Below are 15,109 nucleotides of genomic sequence, written 5' to 3' on the forward strand. Positions count from 1 at the left end.
TATCAGCATCACGCCGTGAGAGAGTGTGGTGACTGTAGCCATCGCTGCCAGCTGGTGTTCACCGACTCTTTTTCCTGCGCAAAGGCGTCAGGTTCAACATGCCCGGGCTGCTCCTGAAGCGCCAGATGATGCAGCGCATCGCGCAGCGTGACATAAGCATGCGTGAGCGCTGCCGCTTCCTCGTCAGACATTTTGTGGTGGATTGCCATCCGTTCAAAAATCCGCACATTGTCTGACCAGCGCGTCAGGTCGGGCTGCTCCGCCGCATAGCGCAGCACCAGGTACTGGGCGATGAATTCAATATCCGTAATGCCGCCTTCGTCTGTTTTGATCTCCCAGCGGCCCTTGTGCTTGTTGCTCAGGTGCGCGCGCATTTTGTCACGCATCTCTCTGACTTCCGTTTGCAACGCTGCCGCATCGCGCGGCAGACAGAGGATCGCACGGCGAATGGCGCTAAAACGCGCGCTCAGATCGGGCTCACCGAACACCACGCGGGCGCGGACCAGCGCCTGATGCTCCCACGTCCAGGCTTCGTTGCGCTGATAGTCGTCGAAGGCTTCAAAAGTACTGACCAGCATGCCAGCCGCGCCCGAAGGCCGCAGTCGCGCATCCACTTCGTACAAAATGCCGGACGACGTACGGGTGCTGAACAGATGCATGATGCGCTGCGCCAGCCGCAGGTAAAACTGCCGTCCGTCTATGCTGCGCTCGCCCTGCGTGACGGCTTCCATCGGGCAGTCGTGCAGGAAAACCAGATCGAGATCGGAGCTGTAGCCCAGTTCCCATCCGCCCAGCTTGCCATAGCCCAATACCGTGAAGCCCCGCTCGTGTTCATGCACAAGGTGTGACGGTGGGCCATAGCGCTGCACCATCATATTCCACGCCTGCTGCACCACCGATTCGATAATGGCCTCGGCCAGCCAGGTTAAGTGATCGCTCACTTTCATCACCGGCAACGTGCCCGCAATATCCGCCGCCGCGATGCGTAATAACTGTGCCTGTTTAAACTGGCGTAATGCTTCAAGCTGCTGCTCTTCATCATCCGCAGGAATGCGCATCAGGTACTGACGCAGCTCATCCCGGTAGGCATCCGTAGCGGTTGGCTGATAGAGCGTGGCGGGATCAAGCAGCTCATCCAGTAACAGCGGATAACGTGCCAGCTGGCTGGCCACCATCGGTGAGGCTGCGCAAAGACGAATCAGGTGACGCAACGCGCCGTGATACTCGGTGAGCAGCTCAAGGTAGGTACTGCGGGTCAGAACGCTCAGCAGCAACGGCGCCAGGCGGCTGAAGGTCACCGCGGCATCGCTGCGTGAACAGACTTCACTCAGCAGTTGAGGCATCAGCTGATCCAGCGCCTGACGGCCGCGCGGGCCGATAGTGCGGTGACCGATATCCTGGCGAAACGCTTCCAGCGCCTGATTGAGAGCATGACACTGCGTGGTATCCAGTTGTGGCACCAGCGGGGCCAGCTCAGTGTCTTCCAGGCTGTCGTGCCACAGCATGTTAAAGTCGGCCAGTTCGGGGCGATCGCCCACATCCGGCGTATCCTCACCGATTAACTCATCGAAGATGGCACGCACGGCGGCCATATGCGTTTCCAGCCGGGCGCTCAGCGCAGCCCAGTCATCACAGCCCATCGCCCACGCCAGCCGGGCGCGGGGTAACGCCTCTTCCGGCAGCGTTTGCGTTTGTTCGTCCGCCAGACTTTGCAACAGGTTTTCCAGCCGACGCAGAAACAGATAAGCCGCGCGCAATGCCGCAACCTGCTCGGGTGGCAGTAACGCCAGAGATTCAATAGCAGACAGCGTAGGTATCAAGGCCCGGAGCTGAAGCGAGCGCTCACGTCCACCACGAATCAACTGAAAAACCTGCACGATAAATTCTGTTTCGCGAATCCCGCCCGCGCCCAGCTTGATGTTGTTTTTCAGCCCGCGGCGACGCACTTCACGCGCGATCATCGCTTTCATATTGCGTAACGACTGGATGACGCTGAAATCGATGTAGCGGCGATAAACAAAGGGCCGCAGCATCTGCTGCAGTTCCTGGCTCCAGCGATCCTGCTCATCGCCCATCAGCCGCGCCTTCACCATGGCGTAGCGCTCCCAGTCGCGGCCCTGCTCCTGGTAATAATCTTCCAGGGCGGCAAAGCTCATGACCAGCGGCCCGCTGTCGCCAAACGGGCGCAGGCGCATATCGACCCGGTAAACAAAGCCGTCGGCCGTGGGCTGATGGAGTACTTTGATCAGACGCTGGCCCATGCGGGTAAAAAACTGCGCATTGTCGAGTTCGCGGCGACCGCCGCGCGTGGTGCCGTTTTCCGGCCAGGCAAAAATCAGATCGATATCGGAGGAGAAATTCAGCTCGCCGCCGCCCAGCTTGCCCATTCCGAGGATCAGCAGCGGCTGTGGTTCACCCGCGGCATTGCAGGGCGTGCCGAATTCGCGACAGCAGTCCTGATAAACCCAGTGGCGCGCGGCGTCGATCAGCACCTCGGCTAATACGCTCAGCTGCTGCAGCGTCTGCTCTGTCGTGGCAAGCTGCAAGCACTGCATCCAGGCAATGCGAACCAGCATGCGGCGGCGAAACAGGCGCAGCACGCGCATCAGGCTGGCTTCACTGTCCACCGCCGCCATGTCTCTGCCCAGCCACTGCGTATACTGCTGCCACTCGTCGGCCTCGGGCGACTGTGCGGCAATCTCCTGCCACCAGTGCGGATTCTGCTGCAGGTTATCCAGCACAAAGTCGCTGAAGGCCAGACCGGCAAGCTGCGCCTCGCTGAGAGCGGTATCCGCAAGACCGAGCTGTTCAACTGCCCGCGCGGCTTGGGTGCGCAATACGGTGGTTAAGGATGGCAACATGTTCTCTCCCTGATAGCGTGCTGTATGACTTAGCGTGGCGAACCGCTGGTTAACCAAAAGGGTGACTGTTTCATCGCCTGCGCCGTTAACCAGTCCAGGCTGGCGTGCTGCTGTTCCCTGATTGCGCGCTGCAGCTGCTGCCACGGCGCCAGCCAGTCGTGAACGGCATCCGGCGAGTAAGCGCCCGCCAGCAAATGCACCGCCAGCAGCTGTCGATCCAGACGCGTGGCCTTGTCCTGATACTCATTCACCTGATGGACGGTGCTGAAGGTTTCTTTCAGATCGGCATTGATGCGGCCCAGCATGATATCGCCAAAGCGTTTAAAGGAACCGTTGAGCTTAGTTTGCCCCTTTTCATCAATCCACTGCCGCCAGTGCGCCTCGGCTAACCAGTGAGTAAGTGCTAACTGGGTTTCTACCGAGAGAGCCGAAAAACAGAAGCTGTCGGCATCGACATCTTCATTCAGCAGCGTTTCTTCCAGCGTGGTCAGCTTCTGACGCAGCTCGCTACTGGCCTTGCGCGGGACTACCGCCCCAAACAGCGCAAACGCCTGACGCAGAACATCCAGCGCCTCACGAACCGCTTCTCTGGCGCGCTTATTGCCACGCAGCCACACTTCTTCATGATATTGCCAGTGGTGAAGACCTGCCGCCATGGCCGCTGCCATGCCCTCTTCCACCGTGGCTTTCGCCCCGGCTTTTAACAGCGGAAAGGCGGTTACCTCACGCGAGGGATTACCTTTGGCTAACTGATAGCCGCGCGCCGCCTTGCTCAGGCTGCCCATCCGCAGGTCGCCCACGGCCACTAACTGCTGAGCAAAGGTCAGCAACTCGCTGCGCTGGCCACCTTTTAGCTCAAGCTCAACCTCTGACAGAGGTTCGCTCAACTCCCCCGCCGTCACGTCGCCCCGATCGCAGGCAATTTCTATTTCACTACTGCCCGCCGTGACTACCCAGATCTCTCGTTCAAAATGGGTACTGAACAGCGGCTGCAGACGCTGCTGTAGCGCTGCCACATCCGTTCCTTCCGGCCAGATGTCTGCGGGCAGACGGCTGATGTCCAGCGTTGGCTCAGTGAGGTCAACGTTGTATTCACCGCGCTGATGTAGCCCACCCAGCGTTTTGCCGGCGGTTTTCAGCGTCATTTCGTAGCGTTGATCAACGCCCCGAATGCGCAATCCCATATTCCAACGACGTAACTGATTATCGTCGGTTTCAAAATAGATATTGGTCAGCTGACGGGCAGCCTGGTGCTGATGCGGAAACGCCGCCAGCCGTTCTGCCAGTTTCCCGGCAGCATTGGGTTTAGTAATGAACTTAAGTTCGATTTCGATGGTCATATTTTTTTATTCACTAACGCCGCTGGCACTTAAGGATATATTCCCTGCCTGTTTAAGGTTATCTTCTGCTGCATCCACTGAGCTGAAGGTTAGGGTTTTCAGGCGAAGAGTAATGCACAGAAGCCGGACTGTCTCTGCTTTCTTTGTGCTTTCGCTACCCTTTTCGCACTGTCATGAGACCAGGATAGTTCTCATTCAGATTTACGCGAAGCCTCTACAGACTGTGCCGGTAAATTATCTTTAATTTTTAAGCAAAACGAAATCTAATGAAAAAAATCACAATCGCTGGAATCACTTTGCTGGCCCTCAGCACCCTTGCACCTGCTCACGCCGATGAAAAACGTTACGTTTCTGACGAATTATCCACCTGGGTTCGTAGCGGTCCCGGCGACCAGTTTCGCCTGCTGGGCAAGCTGAATGCGGGTGAACAGGTACAGCTGCTGCAGACCAATGATGCCACCAAATATGGCCAGGTACGCGATGCCGAAGGCCGCACCGTCTGGATCCCCCTGTCGCAGCTGAGTGAAAATCCCAGCCTGCGCACCCGGGTACCGCAGCTGGAACAACAGGTTAAAGACCTGACCGCCAAGTTAGCCAATATTGATAACAGCTGGAATCAGCGCACCGCCGAAATGCAGAACAAAGTGGCCAGCAGCGACAGCGTGATCAACGGCTTAAAAGAGCAAAATCAGAAGCTGAAAAACGAACTGATCGTGGCGCAGAAGAAAGTCAGCGCCGCTAACGTTCAGTTGGATGACAAACAGCGTACGATCATCATGCAGTGGTTTATGTATGGTGGCGGCGTGCTAGGCGTCGGCCTGCTGCTGGGGCTACTGTTACCGCACATGGTGCCGCGCCGTAAGAAAAACGATCGCTGGATGAACTAGTTTTACCACCGCTCGCTATCAGGGGATCGTAAGATGCCCCTCTTGGCCTGTCTGCAATATGTCGAATTTGTGCAACAATAGAGTTTGTGCCCGTCTGGATTCAGGTGCCGGAAGCCCACAGACGCGCAGATCACTTATTTATCTCTGGAGTTGTGCGTGAAGACGTTTCTTGTTGGCGGTGCAGTGCGCGATGCGCTGTTGAAGTTGCCGGTTAAAGACAAAGACTGGGTTGTGGTAGGCGCGACCCCGGAAGCCATGCTGGAACAAGGCTACCAGCAGGTCGGCCGCGACTTCCCCGTGTTTCTGCATCCCGACAGCCGGGAAGAGTATGCGCTGGCGCGTACCGAACGGAAGAACGGCAAAGGCTACACCGGGTTCACGACCTGGTCGGCGCCAGACGTCACGCTGGAGCAGGATTTACAGCGCCGCGATTTGACGATTAACGCCATTGCCCGCGACGATCAAGGCGAGCTTTACGATCCCTACCACGGACAGCAGGATATTGCCGACCGGCAGCTGCGCCACGTTTCCGATGCCTTTAGTGAAGATCCCCTGCGCGTCCTGCGCGTCGCGCGTTTTGCCGCGCGCTTCGCCCACCTTAATTTTCGTATTGCCGACGAAACGCAGGCGCTGATGCGACAAATGGCAGAGAGCGGCGAGCTGGCCGATCTCACGGCCGAACGCGTCTGGAAAGAGACGGAAAAAGCCCTGTCCTCCCATAATCCCCAGGTTTACTTCCAGGTACTGCGCGACTGCGGCGCATTGCAGGGACTGTTTCCGGAAATCGATAACCTGTTCGGCGTGCCGGCGCCCGCCCGATGGCACCCGGAAATTGATACCGGGGTTCACACGCTGATGGCGTTAACCCTGTCTGCTGGCCTGTCGGAAGCGATTGACGTGCGCTTTGCGACGCTGTTTCACGATGTCGGTAAAGCCTTAACGCCGGTGGAAAAATGGCCCAGCCATCACGGACATGGCCCGGCAGGCGTTCCGCTGGTCGCCGCGCTGTGTCAACGGCTACGCGTGCCGAATGCGATCCGTGATCTGGCGCTGCTGGTCACGGAGTTTCACGACATGATGCATACCATTGAGCAGCGCCCTGCCGACGCGTTGATTGGCTTATTTGACCGCCTTGACGCCTGGCGCAAACCCGAGCGGGTTAACCAACTGGCGCTGTGCAGCGAAGCGGATGCCCGCGGACGCGGTGGCCTTGCCAACATGCCTTATCCTCAGGGCAACTACCTGCGACGTGCGTTTGCCCTGGCTCAGGCCGTGCCATCTAAGGCGGTCGTGGAGGCGGGATTTAAAGGGATAGAGGTGCGGGAAGAGCTCACGCGACGTCGTATTGAGGCTGTCGAACAGGGCTTAGCGTAACGCGGCCAGTTGCCCGACCGCGTTACCCTGTGGCTTACATGAAAATCATGTACACCGCGCCCGCCACGATAAAGCGGTAGATGGCAAATGACACGAAAGAGATGCGTTTGATCAGCTCCAGGAACACTTTGATGGCCAGCAACGCGACAACGAATGCGGTGATAAAGCCCACCGCAAACATCGGGAAGTCGGCCATCGTCAGGAAGCCGAGGCTTTTATAGATATCCAGCCCTGTCGCCCCGATCATCATCGGTACGGCCAGGATAAACGAGAACTCGGATGCGGCATAGCGGCTCACGCCCATCAGCATCCCGCCTGAAATGGTGGCGCCCGAACGCGAGAAGCCCGGCCACAGCGCCAGACACTGGAAGCAGCCAATCATAAACGCCTGACGATAGGTGATATCATCAATACCTGGCGATTTTGGCTGTTTCGGTTTCAGGAATTCCGCTGCCAGCAGCAGTAAGCCCCCGACCACCAGCGCATACATGACGTTAATCGGATTAAACAACGTTTTAATCTGATCGTGCAGCGCCAGACCAACCACCACCGCAGGGATCATGCCCAACAGGATATGGATCAGGGTTAACCGACCTGTCCCGACACCTTCATGTTTAACTTCACCAAAGTGAATGCCGATCAATCCAAACAAACGCCGCCAGAACATCACGACGACGGCAAGAATGGAACCTAACTGAATGACCACTTCAAAGGTTTCTGCTTTGTCGCCCTCAAAGCCCAGCAGGTGCCCCACTATAATCATGTGCCCGGTAGAAGAGACCGGTAAGAACTCGGTTAACCCTTCTACCACGCCCAGGATTGCAGCTACCCACAGCTGATGAAGATCTGCCATCAATGTATTCCCTCTGTCCGTTTTAAAATCATGAAAAAGGCGCTAGCTGTTGCGCTATCGCCTTAAATCTTATCTGCTTAAGTCTGAGTAAAACCTTAAGCTCAACTGCCGTTTAGTCTGTCGTAACGAAACGGCACGTGCTGAGACAAACAGTAATTTGGTTTGGTTTCATTGTGATGGCAATCACATCGTAATTATTTAGGAATAGTCCCGCGCTCAATTCGCACGCCAACCTGCGCTGCCTGAGCCACCGCGCCCGGTTTTGCTACCCTGATGCGCACGCCAGGTGAATTGAAACGGTTCATCAACAGATCCGCAATTTCTTCCGCTACGCGCTCCACCAACGCAAAACGCTGTCCCGTCAGATGCGACAGAATCGCTTCTGAGACATCGGCATAGCTCAGGCAGTCTTTCACATCGTCGCTGGCGGCGGCCTGACGGTTATCCCACGCCATTTCTACATCGATCACCAGCTTCTGCTGAATTCCCTGCTCCCAGTCGTAAACCCCTATCGTGGTGAAGACGGTGAGTTGTTCTATAAAGACGATATCCATGATGATGCTCTCTGTTTTTGGTCGCGCCGGATACCACTTCCGGCAGATTGTGCGTATTATCCATGGTAGACGTGATCAAAACGACCCCAAAGGAAACGGGACGGTGTTATGAGTGCTTTCGCGCTTGGTATGATTATTTTCGCGTATCTGTGCGGTTCAATTTCCAGTGCGATTCTGGTTTGCAAACTCGCCGGTTTACCCGATCCCCGCACCCACGGTTCAGGCAACCCGGGCGCAACCAACGTACTGCGTATCGGCGGCAAACTGGCGGCTGCGTCTGTGCTGGTGTTCGATATTGTGAAAGGTATGCTGCCCGTGTGGCTGGCCTATCTGTTTCATGTGCCCCCACTTTATCTGGGCTTAACCGCCATTGCTGCCTGTCTGGGCCATATTTATCCGGTGTTTTTTCGCTTTCGTGGCGGGAAAGGCGTGGCGACGGCGTTTGGTGCAATCGCCCCCATTGGCTGGGATCTGACCGGACTCATGACGGGAACGTGGCTGCTGACCGTGCTGCTGAGCGGCTACTCATCGCTTGGCGCGATTGTCAGTGCGCTTATCGCGCCGTTTTATGTCTGGTGGTTTAAGCCACAGTTTACGTTTCCGGTTTCCATGCTCTCCTGCCTGATTTTACTGCGTCATCATGACAACATTCAGCGCCTGTGGCGCGGCCAGGAAAGCAAAATCTGGAAGCGAAAAAAGAAAAAGTAAGCGTAAAAAAAGCCGGTTAACCGGCTTTTTTGATCTCAGATGGCGGGCAGTTCCGACAAGGGCCAGCGCGGCCTGACGCTCACGCCCAGTTCTCCCCGCGTGCCGCCTTTAAGGCGCACCATGCCCGCGTAGGCAATCATGGCCCCGTTATCGGTACAAAATTCAGGACGGGCATAGAACACCTCACCGCCCCGCTTTTGCATCATCACGGCCATCTGTTCACGCAGGGTGCGGTTAGCACTGACGCCGCCCGCAATGACCAGACGTTTAAAACCCGTATGATCCAGCGCGCGTTTGCATTTAATCGCCAGCGTATCGACAACCGCATCTTCAAACGCCCGGGCGATATCGGCGCGGGTTTGCGCGTCATCTTCATTGCCACGAATGGTATTCGCGGCAAAGGTTTTCAAGCCTGAGAAACTAAAATCCAGCCCCGGACGATCCGTCATCGGGCGCGGGAAGGTGAACCGCCCGGCGGTGCCCTGCTGCGCCATTTTCGACAGCATCGGGCCGCCAGGATAATCCAGCCCCAGCAGTTTGGCGGTTTTATCGAAGGCTTCACCTGCGGCATCGTCAATCGACTCGCCCAGCAGTGTGTATTCGCCAATACCGGTGACGCTGATTAACTGCGTATGACCGCCTGAAACCAGCAATGCGACAAACGGGAACGCGGGCGGATTCTCTTCCAGCATCGGTGCCAGCAGATGACCTTCCATATGGTGCACCGGCACCGCAGGTACCTTCCACGCAAAGGCCAGCGCGCGTCCAACCGTTGCGCCCACCAGCAACGCGCCCACCAGGCCCGGTCCGGCGGTATAGGCGACCGCATCAATTTGCTGCGGCGCCAGGTTGGCCTGCTTCAGGGCCGCCTGGATCAGCGGCACCGTTTTGCGCACGTGATCGCGTGATGCCAGTTCCGGCACCACGCCGCCGTAATCGGCATGCAGTTTTACCTGGCTGTACAGTTGGTTAGCCACCAGGCCAGCCTCGTCATCATAGATTGCGATGCCGGTTTCATCGCACGATGTTTCAATACCCAGAATTCGCATTGCTTCACCTCATTCTTGCGGCGCGCAGTTTAGCATAGCCCTTGCACGAAAAGAGGATGCAATCCACGCAAAAAGTCATTTTCTGCTGCCTAAAGAGTGCGCTATACTCCCGCCCCTGGAAAAAACCGGCAGCCGCACAGGCAAACGCTCCTGTTGGTTCTAAATTATCCATGGTGCTTTACAAGCCGACGCGAGTTGGAGTAAAATGCTGCACCATTTTGAAATGTGCTGGCGCCGCAGTCAGCAGCAAAACCGAATTTTATTGAGGTGAGAGTTACATGCCGGTAATTAAAGTACGTGAAAACGAGCCGTTCGACGTAGCACTGCGTCGCTTTAAGCGTTCCTGCGAGAAAGCAGGCGTTCTGGCTGAAGTTCGTCGTCGTGAGTTCTATGAAAAACCAACGACCGAACGTAAGCGCGCTAAAGCATCTGCAGTTAAGCGTCATGCCAAAAAACTGGCTCGCGAAAACGCACGCCGCACTCGTCTGTACTAATTTCCCGGAGGTTCGCCTCCACAGCGTGATAAACGCAGACCGAGTCAAGTAAAAGGCCGTGCTTTCCGAAAGGAAGCGCGGCTTGTTGTCGTTTATGAGCTGAAAAAACGGGGCTTATGGCAGGACGTATTCCACGCGTATTTATCAATGACTTACTTGCCCGCACGGACATCGTGGAGTTAATCGATGCCCGCGTTAAGCTGAAAAAGCAGGGAAAAAATTATCATGCGTGTTGTCCTTTCCATAATGAGAAAACGCCCTCTTTTACCGTAAATGGCGAAAAGCAGTTTTATCACTGCTTTGGTTGCGGCGCTCACGGTAACGCAATCGACTTTCTGATGAACTATGATCGTCTTGAGTTTGTTGAAAGTATTGAAGAGTTAGCCACTTCCCATGGTTTAGACGTACCTTACGAAGCGGGCAATGGGCCAAGCCAGATGGAACGCCATCAGCGCCAGAGCCTGTACCAGCTGATGGAGAACCTGAACGGTTTTTATCAGCAGAGTTTGCAGCAGTCCAGCGCCCAGTCAGCACGCGATTATCTTGAACATCGTGGTCTGAGCGCCGACATCATCAACCATTTTTCGATTGGCTATGCGCCCGCCGGTTGGGACAACGTCCTGAAACGCTTCGGCAAGCAGCCTGAAGATCGTGAATCGTTGATGGAAGCGGGGATGCTGGTCAGTAACGACAAAGGCCGGGTTTATGACCGCTTTCGCGAGCGCGTGATGTTCCCGATTCGCGATAAGCGAGGCCGCGTCATCGGTTTTGGTGGCCGCGTTCTGGGTAATGATACGCCTAAGTATTTGAACTCACCGGAAACGCCGGTTTTTCATAAAGGCCGTCAGCTCTATGGCCTGTATGAAGCGTTAAAAAATCATCCTGAACCTAAGCGCCTGTTAGTAGTAGAAGGCTATATGGATGTGGTTGCCCTGGCGCAATTCGGCGTGGATTACGCGGTTGCGTCACTGGGGACATCAACCACGGCTGAACATATTCAGCTGCTGTTTCGCAGCACGGACAACGTGATCTGCTGTTATGACGGCGATCGGGCCGGGCGTGAGGCAGCATGGCGTGCACTGGAAACCGCATTGCCTTACATGAATGACGGTCGTCAACTACGCTTTATGTTTCTACCCGACGGCGAAGACCCGGATACGCTGGTTCGCCAGGAGGGTAAAGCCGCATTTGAGGCGAGGATGGAGCAGGCGATGCCGCTCTCTTCGTTTCTGTTCGACAGCCTGCTACCTCAGGTAGATTTGAGCTCTCGCGACGGTAAAGCACGTTTAAGTACGTTGGCGTTGCCGCTGATCACACAGATTCCCGGTGAAACACTGCGTATCTATATGCGCCAGGCGCTGGGTAACAAGTTAGGTATTCTGGATGACTCTCAGCTTGAAAAGCTGATGCCAAAGCAGGCCCCGGGCGGAAGCGCACCGGTCGCCCCACCGCTTAAACGCACCACGATGCGCGTTTTAGTGGCGCTGCTGATTCAGAATCCGCAGCTGGCAACCCTGGTGCCGTCACTGGACGGGCTTGCCGAGTCGAAAATTGCCGGTTTACCGTTATTTATTGAATTAGTGACGCGCTGTAATGAGAATCCTGGATTGACCACCGGTCAGCTACTAGAGTTATATCGCGGAACAAATTTTAGCCAGACGCTTGAAACACTGGCCGTCTGGAACCACATGATAGTGGATGAGGAAAGCGAGGAGGTATTTCAGGACTCCCTTGCCAGCGTTTATGACTCGGCGTTGGAAGAGCGACTGGAGTTCCTGATTGCGCGTGAACGTACGCACGGGCTCAGTACCGACGAGCGACGCGAGCTTTGGGCGCTGAGCCAGGCCTTCGCGAAAAAGTAACGCATTATCCGGCCTGCGGCTTTCCCTAAGCGAAGCGGCATGCTGAAAAATTGAGGGGCGAAGCACGTTTTGTTTCTGTTGGCGCGCAGTCACCGGCGCGTACTGATGTACGTGAGGATGACGAGCACTTGGCAGCGGCAAAAATGGCGAGTAAGCCAGCTTCCGCTTTCGGGCCGTCGGCGTCGAAGCAAGTTTTGTCGCTGAAAGCGCGCAGTCACCGGAGCGTACTGATGTACGTGAGGATGACGAGCACTTGGCAGCGGCAAAAATGGCGAGTAAGCCAGGCCCGACATAAAATTTGCGGCTTAAGTGCCGATTACTGATGGGCAAAGCCCAGGCCGCGACGAAGGCAGCGGCGAGAATAAATGCCTTCACTGTTATTGTTGGCACGCTGCCGACCAACACCAATCTAATTAACAGAAGTGTGGATACCGTCTTATGGAGCAAAACCCGCAGTCACAGCTCAAGCTTCTTGTCACCCGTGGTAAGGAGCAAGGCTATCTGACCTATGCTGAGGTCAATGACCATCTGCCGGAAGATATCGTCGACTCCGATCAGATCGAAGACATCATCCAGATGATTAACGACATGGGCATCCAGGTGGTTGAAGAAGCCCCGGACGCCGACGATCTGATGCTGAATGAAAACAGCTCCGATACTGACGAAGATGCCGCGGAAGCTGCCGCTCAGGTATTATCCAGCGTTGAATCTGAAATTGGCCGCACCACTGACCCGGTTCGCATGTACATGCGTGAAATGGGTACCGTTGAACTGCTGACCCGCGAAGGCGAAATCGACATCGCGAAGCGTATCGAAGACGGTATTAACCAGGTTCAGTGTTCCGTTGCTGAATACCCGGAAGCCATTACCTACCTGCTGGATCAGTACGATCGCGTTGAAGCAGGCGAGTCGCGCCTGTCAGATTTAATCACTGGCTTTGTTGATCCTAACGCTGAAGAAGACCTGGCACCGACCGCCACTCACGTGGGTTCTGAGCTGTCTGAAGCCGATCGTAACGACGACGAAGATGACGACGAAGAGAGCGATGACGACAGCTCTGACGACGATAACTCTATCGATCCAGAACTGGCGCGCGAGAAGTTCTCTGACCTGCGCACGCAGTACGAAACCACGCGTGACGTGATCAAAAGCAAAGGACGCAGCCATGCTGCCTCGGTTGCCGAGATCCAGAACCTGTCTGACGTCTTTAAGCAGTTCCGCCTGGTACCGAAGCAGTTCGACTACCTCGTGAACAACATGCGTGAAATGATGGAGCGTGTCCGTACTCAGGAACGTTTGATCATGAAGCTGTGTATTGAAGTGTGCAAAATGCCGAAGAAAAACTTCATTACGCTGTTCACCGGTAACGAGACTAACGAGAGCTGGTTCAAAGCCGCACTGGCCATGAACAAGCCGTGGTCTGAAAAACTGCTGGACGTGCAGGATGACGTGATGCGTTCTCTGCAGAAACTGGCCCAGATTGAAGAAGAAACCGGCCTGACCATCGAGCAGGTGAAAGACATCAACCGTCGTATGTCGATCGGTGAAGCGAAAGCCCGCCGCGCGAAGAAAGAGATGGTTGAAGCTAACCTGCGTCTGGTCATTTCCATCGCGAAGAAATACACCAACCGTGGTCTGCAGTTCCTGGATCTGATTCAGGAAGGTAACATCGGCCTGATGAAAGCGGTTGATAAGTTCGAATACCGTCGCGGCTATAAGTTCTCAACTTATGCCACATGGTGGATTCGTCAGGCGATTACCCGTTCTATCGCTGACCAGGCGCGTACCATCCGTATTCCGGTGCACATGATTGAGACGATCAACAAACTCAACCGTATCTCGCGCCAGATGCTTCAGGAGATGGGCCGCGAGCCGACGCCAGAAGAACTGGCTGAGCGCATGCTGATGCCTGAAGATAAGATCCGCAAGGTGCTGAAGATTGCCAAAGAGCCTATCTCTATGGAGACACCGATTGGTGATGATGAAGATTCACATCTGGGTGATTTTATCGAAGACACCACGCTGGAGCTGCCGCTGGACTCTGCCACCTCTGAGAGCCTGCGTTCTGCCACCCATGACGTGCTGGCTGGCCTGACCGCCCGTGAAGCCAAAGTGCTGCGCATGCGTTTCGGTATCGATATGAACACCGACCACACGTTAGAAGAAGTGGGCAAACAGTTTGACGTTACTCGTGAGCGTATCCGTCAGATTGAAGCGAAAGCCCTGCGTAAACTGCGCCATCCGAGCCGCTCGGAAGTGCTGCGTAGCTTCCTCGACGACTAAGTCAGTTAAAACCCCGGTTCGCCGGGGTTTTTTATATCTGCCGCCCTGCCCTTTTCCCGCAAACCGCCAGCATTAAGGCCGCAGCTGTAGCGCATCGTACATCTGACGATATAGCGCCACCATCTCTTCCAGCGACGCACGATTTAACCCACTCGGATTCGGCAGCACCCAGACCTGGGTTTTCCCCATATAAATCGGCTGCTCGCCCCACTCCACCTTGCTCTGCCGAAACGCGCGTTTAAAGGCATCCTTACCCAGGATAGCCAGCGCAGCAGGTTGGTAACGTATCACCTTATCCATCAGCCGCTGACCGCCATCGCGTAGCTCATCACCACCCAGTTCATTCGCCTGGATGGTCGGACGCTCGACCAGCATCGTGATACCGCAGCCGGTCTCCAGTAAGCGCTGCTCCTCTTCCGGCTTCAACTGCTGCTCGGTAAACCCTGCCAGATGAATCACCTTCCAGAAGCGGTTGCCGGGATGGGCAAAATGGTAGCCGGTGTGCGCCGTCGACTGACCGGGATTGATACCGCAAAACAGCACGTTCAGATCCGTTGCAATGATATCGGTGATGTTGTGTTCGCTCATGGGGCTCCTGGCTTTGCGCTGCGCCTTACAGCCGCTCACGCATCCTTATTCGTCATAATCTTGCCACTGATTAAAGCGCATTTGCCGGTTAACGTCCTGGCCTGAGTGGGTTTTTTTTATTGTTAAGCGGGGAAAGACATTTAAGGATAACAGCGTCAGTTGCACCGCCGCCCATCAGCCAGAGATTTTCGTCTGTTTTATCATAGTTATCAGCAAGTAAAACATTGCTGCTTATTTCAGCAACCAGCCGAACAAC

The 15,109-nt window shown here is 55.6% G+C and carries 12 protein-coding genes; 6 read left to right on the forward strand and 6 right to left on the reverse strand.

Features of this window, described 5'->3' with window-relative positions; genetic code table 11:
• Nucleotides 1-8 precede the first annotated feature (8 nt).
• On the reverse strand, nucleotides 9-2,861 hold the full coding sequence (gene glnE / locus NYE92_RS11670) for a bifunctional [glutamate--ammonia ligase]-adenylyl-L-tyrosine phosphorylase/[glutamate--ammonia-ligase] adenylyltransferase (RefSeq protein ID WP_210450175.1): 2,853 nt from the start codon (nucleotides 2,859-2,861) through the stop codon (nucleotides 9-11).
• A gap of 29 nt (nucleotides 2,862-2,890) precedes the next feature.
• Nucleotides 2,891-4,201 carry an inorganic triphosphatase gene (locus NYE92_RS11675; protein ID WP_210450174.1) on the reverse strand — a complete coding sequence of 437 codons (1,311 nt, stop codon included), beginning with the start codon at nucleotides 4,199-4,201 and terminating at the stop codon, nucleotides 2,891-2,893.
• A gap of 266 nt (nucleotides 4,202-4,467) precedes the next feature.
• On the opposite strand from NYE92_RS11675, the gene NYE92_RS11680 reads away from it, so the two are divergent.
• Nucleotides 4,468-5,088 (forward strand): TIGR04211 family SH3 domain-containing protein, encoded by a 621-nt coding sequence (locus NYE92_RS11680; RefSeq protein ID WP_014605025.1) that lies wholly within the window; start codon nucleotides 4,468-4,470, stop codon nucleotides 5,086-5,088.
• Nucleotides 5,089-5,244: 156 nt separating this feature from the next.
• Nucleotides 5,245-6,462: a multifunctional CCA addition/repair protein gene (locus tag NYE92_RS11685; RefSeq protein ID WP_014605024.1), complete on the forward strand. Its 1,218-nt coding sequence runs from the start codon at nucleotides 5,245-5,247 to the stop codon at nucleotides 6,460-6,462.
• A gap of 34 nt (nucleotides 6,463-6,496) precedes the next feature.
• On the opposite strand, the gene bacA is transcribed toward NYE92_RS11685, so the two are convergent.
• Nucleotides 6,497-7,315, reverse strand: a complete 819-nt coding sequence (gene bacA, locus NYE92_RS11690) for an undecaprenyl-diphosphate phosphatase (RefSeq protein ID WP_014594643.1) — start codon at nucleotides 7,313-7,315, stop codon at nucleotides 6,497-6,499.
• 194 nt (nucleotides 7,316-7,509) lie between these two features.
• Nucleotides 7,510-7,869, reverse strand: coding sequence for a bifunctional dihydroneopterin aldolase/7,8-dihydroneopterin epimerase (folB, locus tag NYE92_RS11695; RefSeq protein ID WP_013027255.1), 360 nt, complete (start codon nucleotides 7,867-7,869; stop codon nucleotides 7,510-7,512).
• Nucleotides 7,870-7,977: 108 nt separating this feature from the next.
• Between folB and plsY the strand changes: the two genes are divergently transcribed.
• Nucleotides 7,978-8,577, forward strand: coding sequence for a glycerol-3-phosphate 1-O-acyltransferase PlsY (gene plsY, locus NYE92_RS11700; protein WP_013027256.1), 600 nt, complete (start codon nucleotides 7,978-7,980; stop codon nucleotides 8,575-8,577).
• Between the two features lie 35 nt (nucleotides 8,578-8,612).
• On the opposite strand, the gene tsaD is transcribed toward plsY, so the two are convergent.
• Nucleotides 8,613-9,626 carry a tRNA (adenosine(37)-N6)-threonylcarbamoyltransferase complex transferase subunit TsaD gene (gene tsaD, locus NYE92_RS11705; RefSeq protein WP_014605023.1) on the reverse strand — a complete coding sequence of 338 codons (1,014 nt, stop codon included), beginning with the start codon at nucleotides 9,624-9,626 and terminating at the stop codon, nucleotides 8,613-8,615.
• Nucleotides 9,627-9,904: 278 nt separating this feature from the next.
• Between tsaD and rpsU the strand changes: the two genes are divergently transcribed.
• The 3 genes from rpsU (at nucleotide 9,905) to rpoD (ending at nucleotide 14,265) form a co-directional block, all read left to right on the forward strand.
• Complete coding sequence (gene rpsU, locus NYE92_RS11710) at nucleotides 9,905-10,120, forward strand: 30S ribosomal protein S21 (protein ID WP_001144069.1); 216 nt, start codon at nucleotides 9,905-9,907, stop codon at nucleotides 10,118-10,120.
• 116 nt (nucleotides 10,121-10,236) lie between these two features.
• Nucleotides 10,237-11,982 (forward strand): DNA primase, encoded by a 1,746-nt coding sequence (gene dnaG / locus NYE92_RS11715; protein ID WP_014605022.1) that lies wholly within the window; start codon nucleotides 10,237-10,239, stop codon nucleotides 11,980-11,982.
• 438 nt (nucleotides 11,983-12,420) lie between these two features.
• A complete protein-coding gene (gene rpoD, locus NYE92_RS11720) occupies nucleotides 12,421-14,265 on the forward strand; it encodes an RNA polymerase sigma factor RpoD (protein WP_013027259.1) in 1,845 nt (614 codons plus the stop codon).
• 72 nt (nucleotides 14,266-14,337) lie between these two features.
• Here rpoD and mug read toward each other — a convergent pair whose 3' ends face one another.
• Nucleotides 14,338-14,853, reverse strand: coding sequence for a G/U mismatch-specific DNA glycosylase (mug, locus tag NYE92_RS11725; protein ID WP_029569167.1), 516 nt, complete (start codon nucleotides 14,851-14,853; stop codon nucleotides 14,338-14,340).
• Nucleotides 14,854-15,109 lie beyond the last annotated feature (256 nt).

Origin of the sequence: Pantoea sp. B566 (assembly GCF_024793925.1) — a bacterium.
In the GTDB taxonomy this organism is placed as follows: Bacteria; Pseudomonadota; Gammaproteobacteria; order Enterobacterales; family Enterobacteriaceae; genus Pantoea; species Pantoea ananatis.

Bases quoted from the DNA above. Each gene is read 5' to 3' on its own strand.
- glnE (WP_210450175.1), bottom strand. From the start codon at position 2,861: ATGTTGCCATCCTTAACCACCGTATTGCGCACCCAAGCCGCGCGGGCA.
- NYE92_RS11675 (WP_210450174.1), bottom strand. From the start codon at position 4,201: ATGACCATCGAAATCGAACTTAAGTTCATTACTAAACCCAATGCTGCC.
- NYE92_RS11680 (WP_014605025.1), top strand. From the start codon at position 4,468: ATGAAAAAAATCACAATCGCTGGAATCACTTTGCTGGCCCTCAGCACC.
- bacA (WP_014594643.1), bottom strand. From the start codon at position 7,315: ATGGCAGATCTTCATCAGCTGTGGGTAGCTGCAATCCTGGGCGTGGTA.
- folB (WP_013027255.1), bottom strand. From the start codon at position 7,869: ATGGATATCGTCTTTATAGAACAACTCACCGTCTTCACCACGATAGGG.
- plsY (WP_013027256.1), top strand. From the start codon at position 7,978: ATGAGTGCTTTCGCGCTTGGTATGATTATTTTCGCGTATCTGTGCGGT.
- tsaD (WP_014605023.1), bottom strand. From the start codon at position 9,626: ATGCGAATTCTGGGTATTGAAACATCGTGCGATGAAACCGGCATCGCA.
- rpsU (WP_001144069.1), top strand. From the start codon at position 9,905: ATGCCGGTAATTAAAGTACGTGAAAACGAGCCGTTCGACGTAGCACTG.
- dnaG (WP_014605022.1), top strand. From the start codon at position 10,237: ATGGCAGGACGTATTCCACGCGTATTTATCAATGACTTACTTGCCCGC.
- rpoD (WP_013027259.1), top strand. From the start codon at position 12,421: ATGGAGCAAAACCCGCAGTCACAGCTCAAGCTTCTTGTCACCCGTGGT.
- mug (WP_029569167.1), bottom strand. From the start codon at position 14,853: ATGAGCGAACACAACATCACCGATATCATTGCAACGGATCTGAACGTG.